Raw genomic sequence first — 16,909 nt, forward strand, 5'->3', positions numbered from 1 at the left:
GCCAGGATCAAACTCTCCGTTTAAGAGGCGGGAATCGCTTCCCGCTGAAGTCCGATCTTGGTTTCGGCCCTCGCCCGCCCCCCGTCTTGAGGGTGCGCGCTCGGGCCGGGTTTCCGTTCGCAAGAATCGTTTGCTTGGCTTTTCTCTTCTTCGCTGTTCAGTATCCGGTTTTCAAGGTTCTGCAGTATCCTTTCGGATCCCGCTGCGCTTGTTTGTTTCAAGCGCGTGAGGAAATACTTTACTGTATCGTTTCTTTCCTGTCAAGAACTTTTTTCAAAATTCTTTGAAGCCGTTCGGAGATTGCTTATCTCTTTGGTGCTTCAGGAGAGATCCGTTCCGCGCTTTCCTCAAACGCGGGTTTTGTATATTACCCGTAAGGTGTACGTAAGGCAATGGGTAATTTTGCAAAATCTCAAACTTTTTTTGCTCGGATTGGCAAAACCCCAGGTAAAGATCTAATAACGCCGGCAAAACAACGTGGCACCCTCCACGAGTGCCACACATACCGGTTGATTATCGATTCCCTTTGCCGTGCTGTCCCCCACCGCCACCATGGCCGTGCTGTCCGTTCCCTGAGCCTCTTCCTTCGCTGTCCCCTGAGGAAAGCGCCGCGATTCTGTCGCGCAGCTCACGCATGGAAAGGCTCGCGCATTCTTCAAGCGTCACGCTGGGGTCGAGCTCAACGAGCTCGAGAGCGGCGCGGTAGCGGCCGACGCCCATGCCTGCAGAGACGGCGGCTTCGCGCGTTCCCTCGTCGACGGCATGGCAGGAGCCGCGGCAGGGAAGCGCGCTCAGGCATGCGTCGCTCTGCTGGCGGATAGCCTCCGCCTGTCGTGCATCGTCGGAAGTGACGCTGATCTCAATGTACGAGTCCTCTTGCGCATAGGGCGAGAACGCATCGCTTTGCGTGAGGAGGCTGAGAGCGTCCGCATACCCGCGACCCGTAAGCGACACGGCATCGAGCAATGACTCCCCATCGCCGTTGAGCGCCTCGACCCGAACGACGATGCCAAACCGGTTGACCCCAAGCTCGATGGAAGGGTTGACATCAATGCCTACATAGGTAGTGGGCTGCGCGTACGCGAAGCCTCCGAATCCCGCGAAAGCCAGTGCGAGACACGCGGCGAGCGCCGCAGCGGCACGACGCAGAGGAATGATGCGCGCGCGGGCGTGCTTGCGCGGTGCGGCAGCGCTTGCGGGAGCCGTTTCCGCCGAAACGCCAGACGCCTCCGCAATGCTTGCTATATAGGTAAGGGTGCCACGCTTCACGTCGTCGGGAACGGTCACGTTATCGAACGCCTGGCGCACCCGCGTATCGAGGTCGGTCATGACAGCACCTCCTGCAATTGCTTCTTGCCTCGCGCGAGCCATGAGTACACCGTGTTCACGGGAGCATCCACCATCTGCGCGATCTCCGGAGCGGTATAACCCTCGTACAGAGAAAGATACAAGGGAGTGCGAGGGGGATCGTCAAGGGAACGCATGGCGTCCACCACCTCGCTGGAGAACGATGCGGGCTGCGTGGCCGGGTCGTTCGAAGCTGCGCAAACCGCGTCGTCGAGCGACACCGCGCGACGGGATGCGGCCTTGAGCATGTCCTTGCATACGTTGGCGGTCACCCGAATGAGCCACGCCTTGCAGTGCTCGTCGTCGTTGAACGCCACCTGATCGGCAAGCGCGTACTTCAAAAACGCGTCCTGAAAGGCATCCTGGGCGTCGGCGTGAGCGTGGAAGTACAGCACGGCGACGCGCCATACCGCATCGCCGTGCCGCTCTATCGCCCTCTCGATGTCTCCTGCCGATCGCACGCGCACCGCCCGCTTTCGCTAGCGGCGCATGCCGTGATGGCCGCGACCGTTACCCGCGCCGTAGTTATCGCAGATGCCATCGCCGTCGGCGTCGACGTAGCCGGCACCGCCGCCGTTGCCGTTGCCGCAACCGTAGCCTGAGCCACGTCCGTTACCGCAGCCGTTAGCGTAGTTGTCGCATACGCCGTTTCCGTCGGCGTCGGCGTAGCCGGGGCACGATCCCTGTCCGTTCGCGCAGTTGTCGCCGATGCCGTCGCCGTCGGCATCGGCGTAGCCCGCGCACGAACCTTGGCCGTTCGCGCCCTTGCCGACGCCGTAGTTGTCGCACACGCCGTCGTTGTTGCGATCGACGTATTCACCGCGCACGGTGGCGATAGCCGCGCCGACCGTCGCGCCGGCGTCGCTGTCTCCCGCTGCGCGCATCGCATGATGAGCGAGCGACCCGACTCCGCCGGACGGACACCAAGTTTGCTGCATGCCGTTGGCGAATGCGATGGTGGGCACGGCGAGCAGCACGAGAGCCACAGCTGCCACGATTGCGATCACGTTCTTCTTCATTTCGGTCGATCCTCCTGTTGTCGTTCGCTTCGTCCTTCATATGCAAAACGAACGAGGGGCGCGAATCCTTGCAAATATTTTCAAAAACTTTTCCAGAAGCAAAGCAGGCGGCCCGAAAGCCGCCTGCCGATTATTACACGATTCGAGGAAACGGGCTACACCAGCTTCACGAACTTTCGCTTGCCCACCTGCAGCGTCGCGCCCGCGAGCAGCGCAGGATCCACGTTGTAGGACTTCGCAGGCAGCGCTTCGCCGTTCACCTTGACACCGCCGCCGTCGATAAGACGACGCGCTTCGCCGGCGCTTGCAGCCAGGCTCGCATCGGCCAAAAGCTTCGCCAGGTACACGGTTCCGTCGTCGTTGGGCGTGAGGTCGGCTGCAAACTCGGGGATGTCGTCCGGCACGGCATGCTGTTTGAACACGAGGTCGAACTGCTCCTCGGCCGCCTGCGCCGCCGCCTCGTCGTAATACGCGGCTACGATATTCTTCGCCAGAGCGCGTTTCACCTTGTTCGGATGCAGCTCGTCGGCGGCCAGACCGCGCTCGATCTCGTCGATCTGATCGACCGGCAGCGCCGAGGCGAGACGATAGTACTTCACCATGAGCTCGTCGGGAATGGACATGACCTTGCCGAACATATCGGCAGGCTCGTCGGTGAGGCCGATGTAGTTGCCGTAGCTCTTCGACATCTTCTGCACGCCGTCAGTGCCCTCGAGCAAGGGCAACGTGAGGCACACCTGCGGCTCCATTCCCATCTTCTCCATGAGCTCGCGACCCGCCAACAGGTTGAACAGCTGGTCGGTGCCGCCCAACTCGACATCGGCTTTGATGACGACCGAGTCGTAGGCCTGCATGAGCGGGTAGAGGAATTCGTGCAGGCTGATGGGCTGGCTGTTGGTGTAGCGCTTGTGGAAGTCGTCGCGCTCGAGGATGCGGGCCACCGTGAAGTTGCTGGCCAGCTTCAGCAGGTCCTCCATGTTGAGCGAAAGCAGCCACTCGGAGTTGTAGCGCAGGGTGGTCTTCTCGGGGTCGAGGATCTTGAACGCCTGGTCGACGTAGGTTTGGGCGTTCGCCTTGATCTGCTCGGACGTGAGCTGCGGACGCGTGGTGTTGCGACCCGACGGATCGCCGATGAGCGCGGTGCCGTCGCCGATGATGAGCGTCACGCCGTGGCCGAGATCCTGGAACTGGCGCAGCTTGCGCAGCGGCACGGCATGGCCGAGATGGATATCGGGAGCAGTGGGATCGACGCCCAGCTTGATGTTGAGCGGCGTGCCCCGCTTGAGCTTCTCGAGCAGCGCGCTCTCCGGCACGATCTGCGCTGCGCCGGAAGCGATGGTGTGCAGTTGTTCTTCCGCGGAAAGCATGGTCTTCTCTTCCTCTCTATACACGTAGCTCATGATTCTACCATAGGGAGCAAGGAGGAGCCGTGCGAACGGCGCGCCCGCCATCGAGATGAGCGGAGTCGAAGAATCTCTCACGGGATCAGCTGTCAACGATTCAGCTGTCGCCGCACGGGATCCTTCGACTCGCTGCGCTCGCTCAGGATGGCGGGGTGGGAAGGCTCGTTCGGGATGGCGGGAAGAGCCTAGGAAACGCCCCTGAATAGATGACCGCTGGTGGTGCCGGGGGTTTTGGCGATGGCGTTGCCGTCGGCGTGGGCCACGTTGCGCGCTCGGACGGCGCGCTGCACGGCCTTCGTGGTCTCCTCGACGTTCATGAGCGTGGTATCCACCAGGAACGACGTGATGCCCGCATGGATGAGGTCGGGCAGGGTCTGGGCCACATCGAGCTGAACACCGTTGAACAAGTGACTGCGGCCGAGCGCGTCGGTGACGACCGGGAACTCGTAGTCCTTGCGATCGCGCAGAAAATGCGGGCTCTTGCGGCGCGGACACTCGGCGCAGTTCTCGTCGCAGGGGCCTTGGCTCATGAGCAGGCAGTGCTCGGTGACCATGAGCTCTTGGGCGCCGATGATGGTAAGGCCTAGCTCAACCGGTGCATCTTCGGCGATGTCGGCGATCTGGCCCAGCGTGAGCTCGGGCGACAGCCACACCCGGCGCGCTCCCAGCTCGGCGGCCGCTGCGAGCGATAGCGGATTCGTGATGGGGATGTGCGGCCCTACTTCGACCTCGCATCCCAGCTCGGCGGCGCGCACGAGGCCGGCCAGATTCTCCACGAGCACAGGCTTGCCTGGCTTGACGTAGCGCCAAGGATCGAAATCGATGGCCGCCTCGCGCGTGCCCGGAACCTGGTCGTGTTCAACAGTTGGCAGCGCCACGACGGCCTGCTTCGGATAGCCCGCTTGCTCTGCAGTGGCAGAACGTTGGCCCGCCACCACGGCCTCGCCGCGCTTGTAGTTGAGCGCAGGCACGTAGATGATGTCAGCGCCTGCCCGCTTCGCCGCGCGTGCGCAGGCAGGATTCGTGGCCCACGCCGCGATGCGCACGCCGCGCGGGCGCGCGGGCGCAAGCGCCGTGCGCTCCCGCACACGCGGCAACGCACGGTTGCGCGTGGGCGCGAGCAGCTGCTGCGCAAGGTCGTCGAGCGCGGCGGCGCGCACGCGGTGCAGCTGCGAGAAGCCGATACCCACACCCTCATCGAGTTCGACCTCGAGCGATTCTAGCAGAAACGGAGTTTGACCCAGGCGATCGACATGCGCACGCACGTCGTCGACCGTCACCGGCTTCGTACGCGCGGGCTCGATCGCAACGCCTTCGGCTGCGCCGATCGGGGGGGTATGGGCTGTCGCCGCACGGGATCCCTCGACTTCGCTCGGCTGCGCCTCGCTGCGCTCAGGATGACGCGCTGCAGCGCTCGGCGCCAGCGAGAACTCTACGCGCAGCGGCTGGCCGATGCGCAGCACCACGCGACCCGTCACCGCGACGCGCGGCTCGAATACGTCGTCTTCAAACGCCGCTTCGGCGCTGCGGACGCGGAACACGCGGTCGCCCTTCCCCACCGGACGGTCGGGCGCCATGCGAACATTGCCTTGCTTGTCGAGAGACACCTGGTCGAGCGTGTAGGCGAAGTGACCCTTGTTCGTCCAGAACTCCAACACGTCGCCCGGTGCGAGCGGCCGCTCGGCCGCGACGGTGGCGACGCCGTTCTTCGCCGACGTCACGCGACCCACGAACACGCCGCGGTTGTTCGGGCGCCCGTAGCTCATGATGTCGTTGCCGCGCTGGTTCTCCAGGTAGGCCGTGGTGAACCCGCGGGAGAACGCCTCAGCCAGGGTGCGATGTTCGTCTTCGGCGGCCCGCACGTCCTTGCCGCTTCCCGCAGCGCGCTCGGCCAGCGTGCGATCGAGTACGGCGCGGTACGTCTGCGTGACGGCGAACACGTACTCGGGCGACTTCATGCGACCCTCGATCTTGAACGACGTGACGCCCGCTTCCACCAGTTCGGGCAGCAAGTCGATGGCGCACAGGTCCTGCGGGGACAGCAGATGCTCGCCCGGCGCGGGCAGGTTCTTGCGCAGCGCCACGTTGTGCAGCGTGTAGGGCAGACGGCACGCCTGGGCGCACAGCCCGCGGTTCGCCGAACGGCCGCCGATGAGCGACGACATGAAGCACTGGCCGGAGTAGCACACGCACAGCGCGCCGTGAGCGAACGACTCCACCTCCATGCCGTAGCCGTCGGCCACCTCGGCGAGATGGGCGATCTCGAGGACGGACAGCTCGCGTGCCAGCGTGACGCGCTGGGCGCCCAGCCTCGCCGCCGCCTCGATGCCGGCCGCGTTATGCGTGTTCATCTGCGTCGATATATGCAGTCGCGCCTCGGGGAGCGTGCGGGAGATCTCGGATGCGATGCCGACGTCTTGCACGATGAAGGCATCCGCCCCGGCGCGATACGCCTGGCGCACCGTTTCGAGCGCACGAGCCACCTCGGAAGGCAGCACGGCGGTGTTGAACGTCACGTACACGCGAACCCCACGCAGATGCGCGTAGGCGCAGGCATCGGCCAGTGTCTCAAGCGTGAAGTTGTCGGCTCCGCGGCGGGCGTTGAACGAGTCGAGGCCCAAATACACGGCGTCGGCCCCGCCGCGCACGGCGGCACGAAGCGCCGCGGCGTTGCCGGCGGGCGCGAGCAGTTCGATGGCATGAGACATGGTAGATCCTTACCTATATATAGCCGTACGTTTTGCACCCTTTCGAACAGGATGCGAGCTGGTGTAGAGAGTTCCGGGGTTATCCGACCGAACGTTACGGTTCGGTATCAGCGCTATGGTAGTATAGTCGAACGATGAAAATACGGAGAAAACAGCGCGAAATGCGCACCCATGCGGTGAAATGGGGCCTCCTCGTCACGGTGGCAGCCCTTTGCTTCGTCGGCTACGCAGGAGTTCAGGGCGCCCTCGGCGTCATGGAAGGCTGGACGAAGAACCTCCCCAGCATCGAGGACACCGACTTCACCAACACATCCCGCGAATCTGTGATGTACGCAGGCGACGAAGCCACGTTGCTGGCGGAGTTCCAGCTGGAAAAGCGCGATCCGGTAACGTACGAGGAGATCAGCCCATACGTGCTGGAAGGCACCGTCGACACCGAGGACGTGCGTTTCTACGAGCACGAAGGCGTGGACATCCCCGGTATCGCGCGCGCCTTCGTCAACAACCTGCGCGGCGGCGACCTGGAAGGCGCTTCCACCATCACCCAACAGCTCGTGCGCAACACCGTGTTGTCCGAAGAGGCGACCGACATCTCCTTCGAGCGCAAGATCCGCGAGGCCGAGCTGGCCATCGATTTGGAGAAACGCTTCAGCAAAGACGACATCCTGGTCAAGTACTTGAACATCATCAACTACGGGGACGGCTGCTACGGCATCGAAGCGGCCGCGCAGAACTACTTCCAGGTGTCGGCGCTCGACCTGACGCTCGCGCAGGCCGCCACGCTCGTAGGCATCCCGCAGTCGCCCACCTATCTTAATCCCAAGGTGTACCCGGACGCCTGCCTGGCGCGCCGCAACGTGGTGCTCGACCGCATGCTGTCGGCCGGCGACATCACGCAGCAGGAGCACGACGATGCCCAAGCCGAGGAGCTGGGGCTGAACCCGGCGCCCGACGCACCAGCCGACGGCATCTACGCCTATCCCTTTTTCACCAGCTACGTGCGTTCGTTGCTGTTCGACGAGAACAACCCCTACGGATGCTCGTATGCCGACCTGTTCAAAGGCGGACTGACCATCTACACCTCGCTCGACCCCGAGCTGCAGGACGCGGCGCAGGCGGCGGTGGACAACCAGCGCGCGAACATGGCCGACAACTTGGACGCCTCCATCGTAGCCATCGACGTGGCAACCGGCCAAGTGAAGGCGATGACGCGCGGAGTGCCGTACGGCCAAGGCGAAGGGGAAAGCCAGGTGAACATCGCCACGGGCGACGGCGGAACGGGACGCCAGGCCGGATCGACGTTCAAGGCGTTCACGTTGGCCGCAGCCATCGAACAGGGCATCTCGCCTCAGACGCTGGTCGATTGCACCTCTCCCCTCAAGAAGGGACAGGATGGCGCACCCGAGGACTTCGAGAACTTCAACGGCAACGACTACGGCATCCAGACGATCCAAAGCGCGACGGCCATCTCGTCGAACACCGGCTACCTGCGCCTGTCGAACTCCATCGGCCAGGCATCCACTACCGAGATGGCCAGCCGCCTGGGCGTGACCTCCCCCATGCAGCCCGTGTACACCGCAACCGAGGGCGTGGCCGACGTCAATCCGTTGGAGATGGCGAGCGCCTACGCCACGCTGGCCAGCGGCGGCGTGAAACGCGAGCCCACGGTGATCACAAAGATCCTCGACCGCGACGGCAACGTCATCTGGCCTCAGGAGGAGAGCGACACCGGCGAACGCGTGTTGGACGAGAAGGTCGCCGCCGCCACGACGAAGGTGTTGGAAACGGTGTTCACGCAGAGCAACGGCACGGCCACGTCGGCGCGGTTGAACAGCGGGCAGCCGGTTGCAGGCAAGACGGGCACCGCCAGCTCGTTCACCGACCACTGGCTGGTGGGCTATACGCCCAGCCTGTCGTGCGCGGCTTGGATCGGCGACCCGTCCGGCGCTATTGAGACCGACCACGGGCTCACGGCGAACGCGCTATGGAAGGACTTCATGGATCGGGCGACCAGCGGCAAGGCCATCGAGAACTTCCCCACCGTCGCGGATCCGCCGTACAACAACCCGTACAACATCGCTCAGAAGAACAAGCTGGGCAAGAAGGTGGAAGAAGAGAAGGACGAGGACGGCGAAAGCCGCGAGAAGGACGTGAACTCGGCTCCAAGCGCCGTGGGCAAGACCTTCGAGGAAGCCATCCAGATACTGAACGGCTACAAGGCGGGCTACATCGAGGAGTACTCCGACACGGTTCCGGAAGGCACGGTGATCAGCCAAAGCGTGCAAGAAGGCAAGGTGGTCATCGTCGTATCGAAGGGACCGAAGCCGTAAACGAGACCGCTGACAAAAAAGAAGCGCCCGTTCAGGGCGCTTCTTTTTTACTTTGCAAGGAACGCGCTACAAACGCGACACCACGAGATCGCCCATCTGCGCCGTGCCGACCAGCTTGTCGGCGGGCGTGTCGGACTGTTTGATGTCGCCGGTGCGCCAGCCCTCGTCGAGCACGGCGGTCACCGCGCGGCGAATGTCGTCGGCGGCCTCGCCCATGTCGAAGCTATAGCGCAGCATCATCTCGACGGACAGGATCTGCGCGAGCGGGTTCGCGATCCCGCGTCCCGCGATGTCGGGCGCGCTGCCGTGGCTGGGCTCGTAGAGGGCGGTGCCGTCGCCGAGGCTGGCGCTGGCCAGCATGCCCAGCGAGCCGGTGATCTGGGCGGCCTCGTCGGACAGGATGTCGCCGAACATGTTCTCGGTCACCACCACGTCGAAGTCGACAGGGCGGCTGATCAGCTGCATGGCCGTGTTGTCCACGAGCAGGTCCTCGAGCTCCACGTCGGGGTATTCCTCTGAGCCGACGCGGTGCACGATCTCACGCCACATGCGGCTGGTTTCCAGCACGTTCGCCTTGTCGACGCTGGTCACCTTGTTACGGCGCTTGCGCGCGGCTTCGAACGCCTGGCGCGCGATGCGCTCCACCTCGTACTCGCGGTATTCCAACGTGTCGTAGGCGCGCTGGCCGGCGGCGCCGTCCGAGCCGCAGCCTTCTTCGTCGTAGAAACGCTCGCGGCGGCCGAAGTACAAGCCGCCCGTCAGCTCGCGGACAATCATCATGTCCACGCCGTCCACGATCTCGGGCTTGAGGGTGGACGCGTCGGCCAACGCGGCGAAGATCTGCACGGGACGCAGGTTCGTGTACAGGCCCAACGCCTTGCGGATGCCCAACAGGCCCTGCTCGGGACGCGGCTTCGCGGGGTCGGTGGTATCCCACTTCGGACCGCCGACCGCCGCCAGCAGCACGGCGTCGGACGATTCGGCCACGCGCAGCGTCTCGTCCGGCAGCGCGGTGCCGCACGCATCGATGGCGCACCCGCCCAGCAGCGCCTCGGTGTAGGAGAACGCCGTATCGTACTTCGCGCCCACCGCGTCCAGCACCTTGACGCCCTCGGCGATGATCTCGGGGCCGATGCCGTCGCCGGGAAGCAGGCAGATGTTATAGGTCCTGGTCATTGATCTACTCCTCGCCAAGTTTCGCCTTCGTGCGGTTGATGAGGCCGCCGGCTTCGATGATCTCGCGGATGAACGGGGGGAACGGCTGAGCCTGGTACGTCTGGCCCGTCGTCTCGTCCACGATGACGCCCGTATCGGCATCCACCGACACCACGTCGCCCTGGCTGATGGCGTCCACCGCTTCGGGGCACTCCATGATGGCGAGGCCCGTGTTGATGGAGTTGCGGTAGAAGATGCGCGCGAAGCTCTTGGCGATGACGACGTCGACGCCCGCCGCCTTGATGGCGATGGGGGCATGCTCGCGCGACGAGCCGCAGCCGAAGTTCTCGTCGGCCACGATGATGTCGCCCGGCTGCACGCGTTCGACGAACGACGTGTCGAGATCCTCCAGGCAGTGCTTCGCCAGCTCCGCCGGATCGGACGTGGTCAGGTAGCGGGCCGGGATGATGACGTCGGTATCGATGTCGCGCCCGTAGCGGTGCGCGGTTCCTTTGAATTGCATGATCGCAGCTCCTCCTAGTCCAGGTCTTCCGGCAGGCCGATGTGGCCGAGCACGGCGCTTGCCGCGGCGATGGCCGGCGAGGACAGGTACACCTCGCTGGTGGGGTCGCCCATGCGGCCGACGAAGTTGCGGTTCGTCGTGGCGATGGCGCGCTCGCCTGCGGCGAGAATGCCCATGTAGCCGCCCAGGCAGGGGCCGCACGTAGGCGTGGACACGGCGCAGTTCGCGTCGAGGAACACGTCCATGAGGCCTTCCTCCATGCACTGGCGATACACCGCCTGCGTGGCGGGGATCACGATGCAGCGCACGTCGGGATGCACCGTGCGGCCGCGCAGCACGTCGGCGGCCTGGCGCATGTCGGCGATGCGGCCGTTCGTGCAGCTGCCGATGACGGCCTGATCGATTTTGACGTCGCGCGCCTCGGCGGCCGGGCGCGTGTTCGACGGCAGGTGCGGGAACGACACGGTGGGCACGATGGAGGCGGCGTCGATCTCGTACACCTTCGCATACGTCGCGTCCGCGTCGGAATGGTACTCGGTGTAGGGGCGCTCGGTGCGGCCGTCCAGGTAGGCGCGCGTCACGTCGTCGACCTCGATGAGCCCGGCCTTGCCGCCCGCCTCGATGGCCATGTTCGAGATGCTCATGCGCTCGTCCATGTCCATGGCGCGGATGGCGCTGCCGGTGAACTCCATGGCCTGGTAGAGCGCGCCGTCCACGCCGATCATGCCGATGATGTGCAGGATGACGTCCTTGCCGGTGACGCCGGGAGCCAGCTCGCCCTCGATCTTGAACAGCAGAGACTCGGGCACCTTGAACCACGCCTTGCCGGTGGCGTAGCCCACACCGGCGTCGGTGGAGCCCACGCCCGTGGCGAACGCGCCCAGCGCGCCGTACGTGCAGGTGTGGCTGTCCGCGCCGATGATGAGGTCGCCCGCGCCGACGACGCCCTGCTCGGGGAGCAGCGCATGCTCGACGCCCATGCAGCCCACCTCGTAGTAGTGGGTGATACCCTGCTCGCGCGCGAAATCGCGCACGATCTTGGCCTGCTCGGCGCTCTTGATGTCCTTGTTGGGGACGTAGTGATCGGGGACGAGAGCGATCTTCGTAGGATTGAACACCTTCTCGACGCCGATCTTGCGGAACTCTTTGACGGCAATGGGGGCGGTGACGTCGTTGGACAGCACGAGGTCGAGATCGCATTCGATCAGCTGACCCGGCTCCACTTCGTCGAGCCCCGCATGGGCGGCGAGGATCTTCTCCGCCATGGTCATGGGACGTGGCATGTGTGCTCCTTTGTGCGGTGGGTCTCTGGCGCCCGCGCTTCCCCGCACGGACCCTGGAAATCGCTCACAATTGTACCACTCGCTTTAGCACGCAAAAGGAAGAGCCCCGCTGGGCTCTTCCAATGTGAAGCGATTTACAGATTTATCCGGTCGATTACCAAGATCCGTGGTAGCCGTAGTTGTAGGAGCCCATATCCACCGAGTTCATCAGCCCGTACATCGCGGCCGAGATGGTTCCGAACACGATCATGCCGAAGATGAACTGCAGCACGATCCAGATGACGAAACCGATGATGGCGAACTTGAGGGCATCGCTTTTCACCTGCGGCATCTTGTCGACGTTCACAAGCCAAGCGATGATGATACCCGGAATGCCCAGCAAGGCGCCCACCACAAGCCAAGCGAACTTCATGCCGCCGGTGAGCTGCATGAGCGGAGCAGGCGGGTAGAAAGCCTGCGGCTGAGGCTGCGGAGCGCCGTACATCGGTTGCTGCGGCTGGGGCTGCGCGGGAGGAACCTGCTGGCCCATAGAAGGTTGCTGCTGAGGCAACGGCTCGGTCGGGGGCGTCGCGGGAGGCTGCGGAGCCGCGTCGGGCTGCTGCGGGGTGCCAGAGTCGGTGTTCTTCGTATCGTCAGCCATGATAACCTGCTTTCGAATCAGTTGGTGTTTGACAGCAGTATAAAGCCCTCACCTGCGGAAATCATTAACTTTTGCACATCCGTCATCGAACCGACACGAGAATACATCAGCTGGTGTAGGAAGGTTTCGATCAAAGAGCGCGAGCGTTCGAGCTTCCGATCGAGGAGATGCCGCAAGCCTCCTCGCCACGCACAACGCGGCCTTCGACTCGCTTCGCTCGCTCAGGATGACGGGAGCGAACTGCACTCGCTCAGGATGGCATCCCGAAGACCTCGTTTGCTCGGAATGGCGGAGGGGGGGTGCAGCCTCTACGATCAGGGTGCCGAGTTTACGACAGCGCAGTGCACAAGGCGTCGAGCAGCGTAATGGCGAAATGCTGCGCGGAACGACCCTCGCCCGCGTCTTCCCACATAATGCCGGGAAGCTCGACGGCGATGCGCGACGGACTGGCGGCGTCGGCCACGCCGATAGCCGTCTCGAGACGCAGAGAAAGCGTCTCCTCGTCATCGAAGCTGACGCGCGGCACGGTGGTCACCGTCAGCTCGCCCGGCAGGACGATATGCACAAGCAACATGGACTCGTCGGGGGCGACGAGCAGAGAATCGGCGCTCATGATCTTGGAAGCGGGGTTCGTGGCCAGCGCGAGATTCGACATGCGCGATGCGACGCTGCGCGTAAAGTCCTGCGTGCCGAACAGGCACAGCGCGTTGCGCTCCAGCACGTCGGCAGCGCGGGCGAACCCGAGGTGGCTGGAGCCGTGCACGGCCTCCTTGCCCTCCCATGAATGATGAAGGTTGCGGATGGCGGCGTACGTGTAGGCGCCTGCTATGCCGTCGGACGGCAGACCCAGGTTGAGCTGGAACTTGCGCAGCGCGAGTTCGGTGAACGCTCCGAAGATGCCGTCGACGGCGCCGCATGCGAAACCCAAAGCGGCCAGCGCGTGCTGCAGCTCCAGCACGTCGTGGCCGTGAAAGTGCGGCATGCGCAGGTACAGGGTGCGGTCGCCCAGCGTGAACGAGGCGTCGACGAGCGCCGCCCACACCTTCTCGGTCACCTCTTCGGACAGGGGCAGGCCCATGTTGCCGCAGAACGCCTGCACGGCTTCGGCCGTAGTATCGCCGAACGCCCCGTCGACATCGGCGGAGTCGAGCAACCCGATGGTGACGAGGCGCTGCTGAACGTCTTCGACGGCGGGACCGGTGTCATGTCGCTTAATGGTTTCCATGAGCGCCATGGTACCGCAAGAACGAAGCGCCGCCCCAGAAGGGACGGCGCTTCCACCAAAGCAACAGAGGCAAAAACGAGCACGTGCAGCAAGTCGGCGAGGCCGACCGCAGCGCCGGCACGCTCCGTCAGGCGCCAGGCCGACGAACGGGCTACTTCAAACGGCTGACAAACCAGTCGGCCATGCTCACCAGCAGGTCGCGCGCCGTGGAGGGGCGCACCATGTCGGTCAGGCGGTTCTTCGCAATGCTCGTGAGGTTCTCAGCGTAGCTGCGGGCGTAGTCGATGCTGCCGGACGCCTCCATGATGGCGACGGCTTCGGCCAACACCGTCGGATCCTTCTCCTTCGAGGACAGAATCTCGATGAGACGGTCGCGGTCGTCGGAGTGCTGCAGCGCGTGCACCACCATGAGCGTGCGCTTGCCCTCGGTGATGTCGTTGCGGAAGTCCTTCTTCGTGCTCTCCTCGGAGCCCACGAGGTTCAACAGATCGTCCTGGATCTGGAACGCGAGGCCGGTGTCCAGACCGTAGTTGCGCAGCGCCTCGATCTCGATCTCGGTGCCGCCGCCGATGATAGCGCCGATTGCCAGGGGCACCGCTCCGGAATAATGCGCAGTCTTGTGCGTGGCCATGACCAGATAGTCTTCGGGCGTGATGTCGTAACGGCCGTCGCGCGCCCAGCCGATGTCGAGCGCCTGGCCCTCGATGGTGCGGCGGGTCATGTCGATGAGCTCGGTGATGACACGCACCTTCGTGGCGTCGTCGAGACTCTTGTCCGACACCACGGTGCCGTTGACCAGGGAAAGCGCGAGGTCGCCCGCGTTGATGGCCAGCCCCATGCCCTCGGTGAGGTGCATGCACGGCTCGCCGCGGCGCAGCTCGGCCTCGTCGGCGATGTCGTCGTGGATGAGAGCTGCGGTGTGAAAGTGCTCGATGGCCGCAGCGGCGCTGGTGGCGCGCGCCATGTCGCCGCCCACGGCGCGACAGGCCGCGAAGCAGATGAGCGGGCGGTGACGCTTGCCGCCGTTCTGGCTGTACGAGATCAGCGGATCGTACAGGTAGCGGTCCATATCCGCGTGCGTGCCCTTCGGAATGAAGGAGTTCACCAGATCGCCCACGCGGTCGGCGTACTGCGTCAAGTACTGCTCGAACGACTCGGGGGGTTCTTCTACGCCTGCGATGATTTCGTTGATTGTCTCCATAGCACTTTCTCTGTAGGCCTGGGCGGATGATCCGCTCGACATGGTATCACAAAGGAAAGCGGGCTCTTTCCCTGCACTGCGCCAGCGGCTTATTTTTCCGTGTTTCTCCGCATATCAGGCTGAGAGTATGCAGCGTTTTGCAGTGGGAGGCGCTTCGGTTGCAGCTCTCGATGCAACGCGGCCTTGCACGAAGGGGACGTCCGGAACGCGCCATGCGAACCGGAGACGCGAACGTATCAAATATGGTAGGGGCGGCGGGACTCGAACCCGCAAGACCGAAGCCGGAAGATTTTAAGTCTCCTGCGTATGCCAATTCCGCCACGCCCCCGTGCGCGATGGCCAGCCCGAAACGGGCAGAGCCTATGGTAGCAAACTTTCCGGAACTTTAGACGGCTGAGCGCGCCGCTTCGTCCAAAATGATGCCGTGCAGGATATCCGATTCGCTGACCGTGAACGAATCGACGCCGGCCAGGTCGAGCACCGTCTGCAAGATCACCATGCCGGCCACGATGACGGGAGCGCGACCCGGGTCGAGCCCGACGATGCGCTCGCGCTGCACCAGCGGGACGCCTTCCAGCCGAGCGGCCACGCCATCGAGCACGGGCCGCGTAATGACGGCCTTGTGCACGCGCGACGTGTCGTACACCTCCATGCGCTCCTGGATCGACACCACCGTGGTGGCCGTGCCGGCGACCGCCACCAGGCGCTGGGGTGCGAAGCCCGCGCCGCGCAACTCGTCGAAGTACGGACGCATGCCCTCCTCCGCCCACGCGCGGGCCCGCTCGAGCTCGACGGCGCTGGGAGGATCGGCGGCGAAGAACTTCTCCGTCACGCGCCGGCATCCTATGTTGAACGAATGGACGCGATCGGGCGCGCCGCCCGCGCGCCCGGCGATGACCTCGGTCGAACCGCCGCCGATGTCGACGACGAGCAGCCGCTCCCCCGGGAAGTCGCAGGAGGCGCCCGCGAACGAGAGAGCCGCCTCGCGCTCGCCGGGGATGACCGACAGCGTGACGCCCAGCTTCGCCAGCAGCGCCTCGAACTCGGAGGCGTTGCGCGCGTCGCGCGCAGCCGACGTGGCCATAGCCGTCATCCGGATGCAAGGATGCTCAGATGTGGCGAACCCGCGCAACACGTCGAGAAAGCGCGCCACAACATCCGCTACGCGCTGCATGGCCTCCGGCTTCAGCGAACCCGTAGCATCCACGTCCTCGCCGAGGTTCGTGATGGCGTACTCGCGATCGAGCTCGCGAAGCCGTCCCGAATCGTCCACATCGGCCACAAGCATGCGGCACGTCACCGTGCCGATGTCGATGGCCGCATAACGCCCCGCCTGGAAACGATCCGCGAGTTCCTCGACAGTACCCATGAACGACCCCTTCTACTCGACGCCGAACAGCGCGTCCAAAAACGGCGAGTACCACGTCTCGGGCGCTTCGACGCTGCCCGGCGTGATGTTGGCACGGAACGAGGACGCCTGGTCCTCGTCAAGATCGAGGCCGCGCACGTTCGCCGTCTCCTCGCCCTTCTTCACCCAACCGAACTGCTTGTGCGCGCGATCTTCGATGCCGGCGTCGGTCTGCAGCGACGAGACGTCGCCTTCGAGAACGCCGTTGCGCTCCGCCAGCGCCGCGTACTCGGCAGCCAGCTGGTCGCGCTCGCGCAGGGCATGGTAATACTGCTGCGCAGGCGAGTACAGGAAAACGCACGACAGCACAAGGCACACGGCGACAGCCGCGCTCGCGATGAACCTCGGCGACGACTTGAGCGAGGCGAGGGAGCCCAGTGAGAAGCCCCTCTTTGCCGAAGCCTGCGGGCTTTCCGAATTCTGCATGCGGGCAGCTTGACGGTGCTTCGCGCCCATCTCCCCCTTGTACACGGCAGCGCGCGGACCCTGCGAAGCGTCGGACTGCTGATTCGAGCCGCCGAACTGCCTGGCGAACGCGCGGTCCGCCTTGCTCTTGGCTCGAGTTTTCTTACGCTGTTCCTTGCGGGACAGGCGACGCTCTTCGATTTCCCCTTCAGGTTGCTCGTCCATGCGCTCGCCATGCGAGGCGAAACGGCCCGAGTCGTAC

Annotated in this window: 14 protein-coding genes, 1 tRNA gene and 1 rRNA gene (1 of these 16 running past the window's edge); 1 reads left to right on the forward strand and 15 read right to left on the reverse strand. The window is 64.4% G+C overall.

Annotated elements, in window-relative coordinates:
• The 6 genes from GT590_RS03575 to GT590_RS03600 all read right to left on the reverse strand — a co-directional run.
• Window positions 1–23 (reverse strand): 16S ribosomal RNA (locus tag GT590_RS03575) (it extends 1,486 nt beyond the left edge of the window).
• Between the two features lie 490 nt (window positions 24–513).
• Window positions 514–1,329, reverse strand: a complete 816-nt coding sequence (locus GT590_RS03580; RefSeq protein WP_009306202.1) for a hypothetical protein — start codon at window positions 1,327–1,329, stop codon at window positions 514–516.
• Window positions 1,326–1,808, reverse strand: a complete 483-nt coding sequence (locus tag GT590_RS03585; RefSeq protein ID WP_015760049.1) for an RNA polymerase sigma factor — start codon at window positions 1,806–1,808, stop codon at window positions 1,326–1,328. Before GT590_RS03585 ends, GT590_RS03580 begins: the two co-directional genes overlap by 4 nt.
• An 18-nt stretch (window positions 1,809–1,826) precedes the next feature.
• The gene (locus GT590_RS03590) at window positions 1,827–2,366 is read right to left on the reverse strand and encodes a hypothetical protein (RefSeq protein WP_009306200.1); all 540 of its coding nucleotides are present in this window, start codon (window positions 2,364–2,366) and stop codon (window positions 1,827–1,829) included.
• A gap of 155 nt (window positions 2,367–2,521) precedes the next feature.
• A complete protein-coding gene (gene tyrS / locus GT590_RS03595; protein WP_009306199.1) occupies window positions 2,522–3,733 on the reverse strand; it encodes a tyrosine--tRNA ligase in 1,212 nt (403 codons plus the stop codon).
• 221 nt (window positions 3,734–3,954) lie between these two features.
• Entirely contained in the window at window positions 3,955–6,477 is a 2,523-nt protein-coding gene (locus GT590_RS03600) for a DUF3656 domain-containing protein (RefSeq protein ID WP_009608173.1), read from the reverse strand.
• A 161-nt stretch (window positions 6,478–6,638) separates the two neighbouring features.
• On the opposite strand from GT590_RS03600, the gene GT590_RS03605 reads away from it, so the two are divergent.
• A complete protein-coding gene (locus GT590_RS03605; RefSeq protein ID WP_009608032.1) occupies window positions 6,639–8,807 on the forward strand; it encodes a transglycosylase domain-containing protein in 2,169 nt (722 codons plus the stop codon).
• 66 nt (window positions 8,808–8,873) lie between these two features.
• Here GT590_RS03605 and leuB read toward each other — a convergent pair whose 3' ends face one another.
• From leuB to GT590_RS14460, 9 genes are all read right to left on the reverse strand, one after another.
• Window positions 8,874–9,983 carry a 3-isopropylmalate dehydrogenase gene (leuB, locus tag GT590_RS03610; protein ID WP_009306195.1) on the reverse strand — a complete coding sequence of 370 codons (1,110 nt, stop codon included), beginning with the start codon at window positions 9,981–9,983 and terminating at the stop codon, window positions 8,874–8,876.
• Window positions 9,984–9,987: 4 nt separating this feature from the next.
• On the reverse strand, window positions 9,988–10,485 hold the full coding sequence (locus GT590_RS03615) for a 3-isopropylmalate dehydratase small subunit (protein WP_009306194.1): 498 nt from the start codon (window positions 10,483–10,485) through the stop codon (window positions 9,988–9,990).
• 14 nt (window positions 10,486–10,499) lie between these two features.
• Complete coding sequence (gene leuC / locus GT590_RS03620; protein ID WP_009607939.1) at window positions 10,500–11,768, reverse strand: 3-isopropylmalate dehydratase large subunit; 1,269 nt, start codon at window positions 11,766–11,768, stop codon at window positions 10,500–10,502.
• 154 nt (window positions 11,769–11,922) lie between these two features.
• On the reverse strand, window positions 11,923–12,408 hold the full coding sequence (locus tag GT590_RS03625) for a hypothetical protein (RefSeq protein WP_009306192.1): 486 nt from the start codon (window positions 12,406–12,408) through the stop codon (window positions 11,923–11,925).
• A 328-nt stretch (window positions 12,409–12,736) separates the two neighbouring features.
• Entirely contained in the window at window positions 12,737–13,642 is a 906-nt protein-coding gene (locus tag GT590_RS03630; RefSeq protein ID WP_161170904.1) for a peptidoglycan-binding protein, read from the reverse strand.
• 142 nt (window positions 13,643–13,784) lie between these two features.
• On the reverse strand, window positions 13,785–14,834 hold the full coding sequence (locus GT590_RS03635) for a polyprenyl synthetase family protein (protein ID WP_021410172.1): 1,050 nt from the start codon (window positions 14,832–14,834) through the stop codon (window positions 13,785–13,787).
• Between the two features lie 243 nt (window positions 14,835–15,077).
• Window positions 15,078–15,162, reverse strand: a tRNA-Leu gene (locus GT590_RS03640).
• Between the two features lie 57 nt (window positions 15,163–15,219).
• Window positions 15,220–16,203, reverse strand: a complete 984-nt coding sequence (locus GT590_RS03645; RefSeq protein ID WP_161170905.1) for a Ppx/GppA phosphatase family protein — start codon at window positions 16,201–16,203, stop codon at window positions 15,220–15,222.
• Between the two features lie 12 nt (window positions 16,204–16,215).
• Window positions 16,216–16,872 (reverse strand): septum formation initiator family protein, encoded by a 657-nt coding sequence (locus tag GT590_RS14460; RefSeq protein ID WP_227791298.1) that lies wholly within the window; start codon window positions 16,870–16,872, stop codon window positions 16,216–16,218.
• Window positions 16,873–16,909 lie beyond the last annotated feature (37 nt).

Source organism: Eggerthella sp. BIOML-A1 (assembly GCF_009875595.1).
GTDB lineage: Bacteria > Actinomycetota > Coriobacteriia > Coriobacteriales > Eggerthellaceae > Eggerthella > Eggerthella lenta.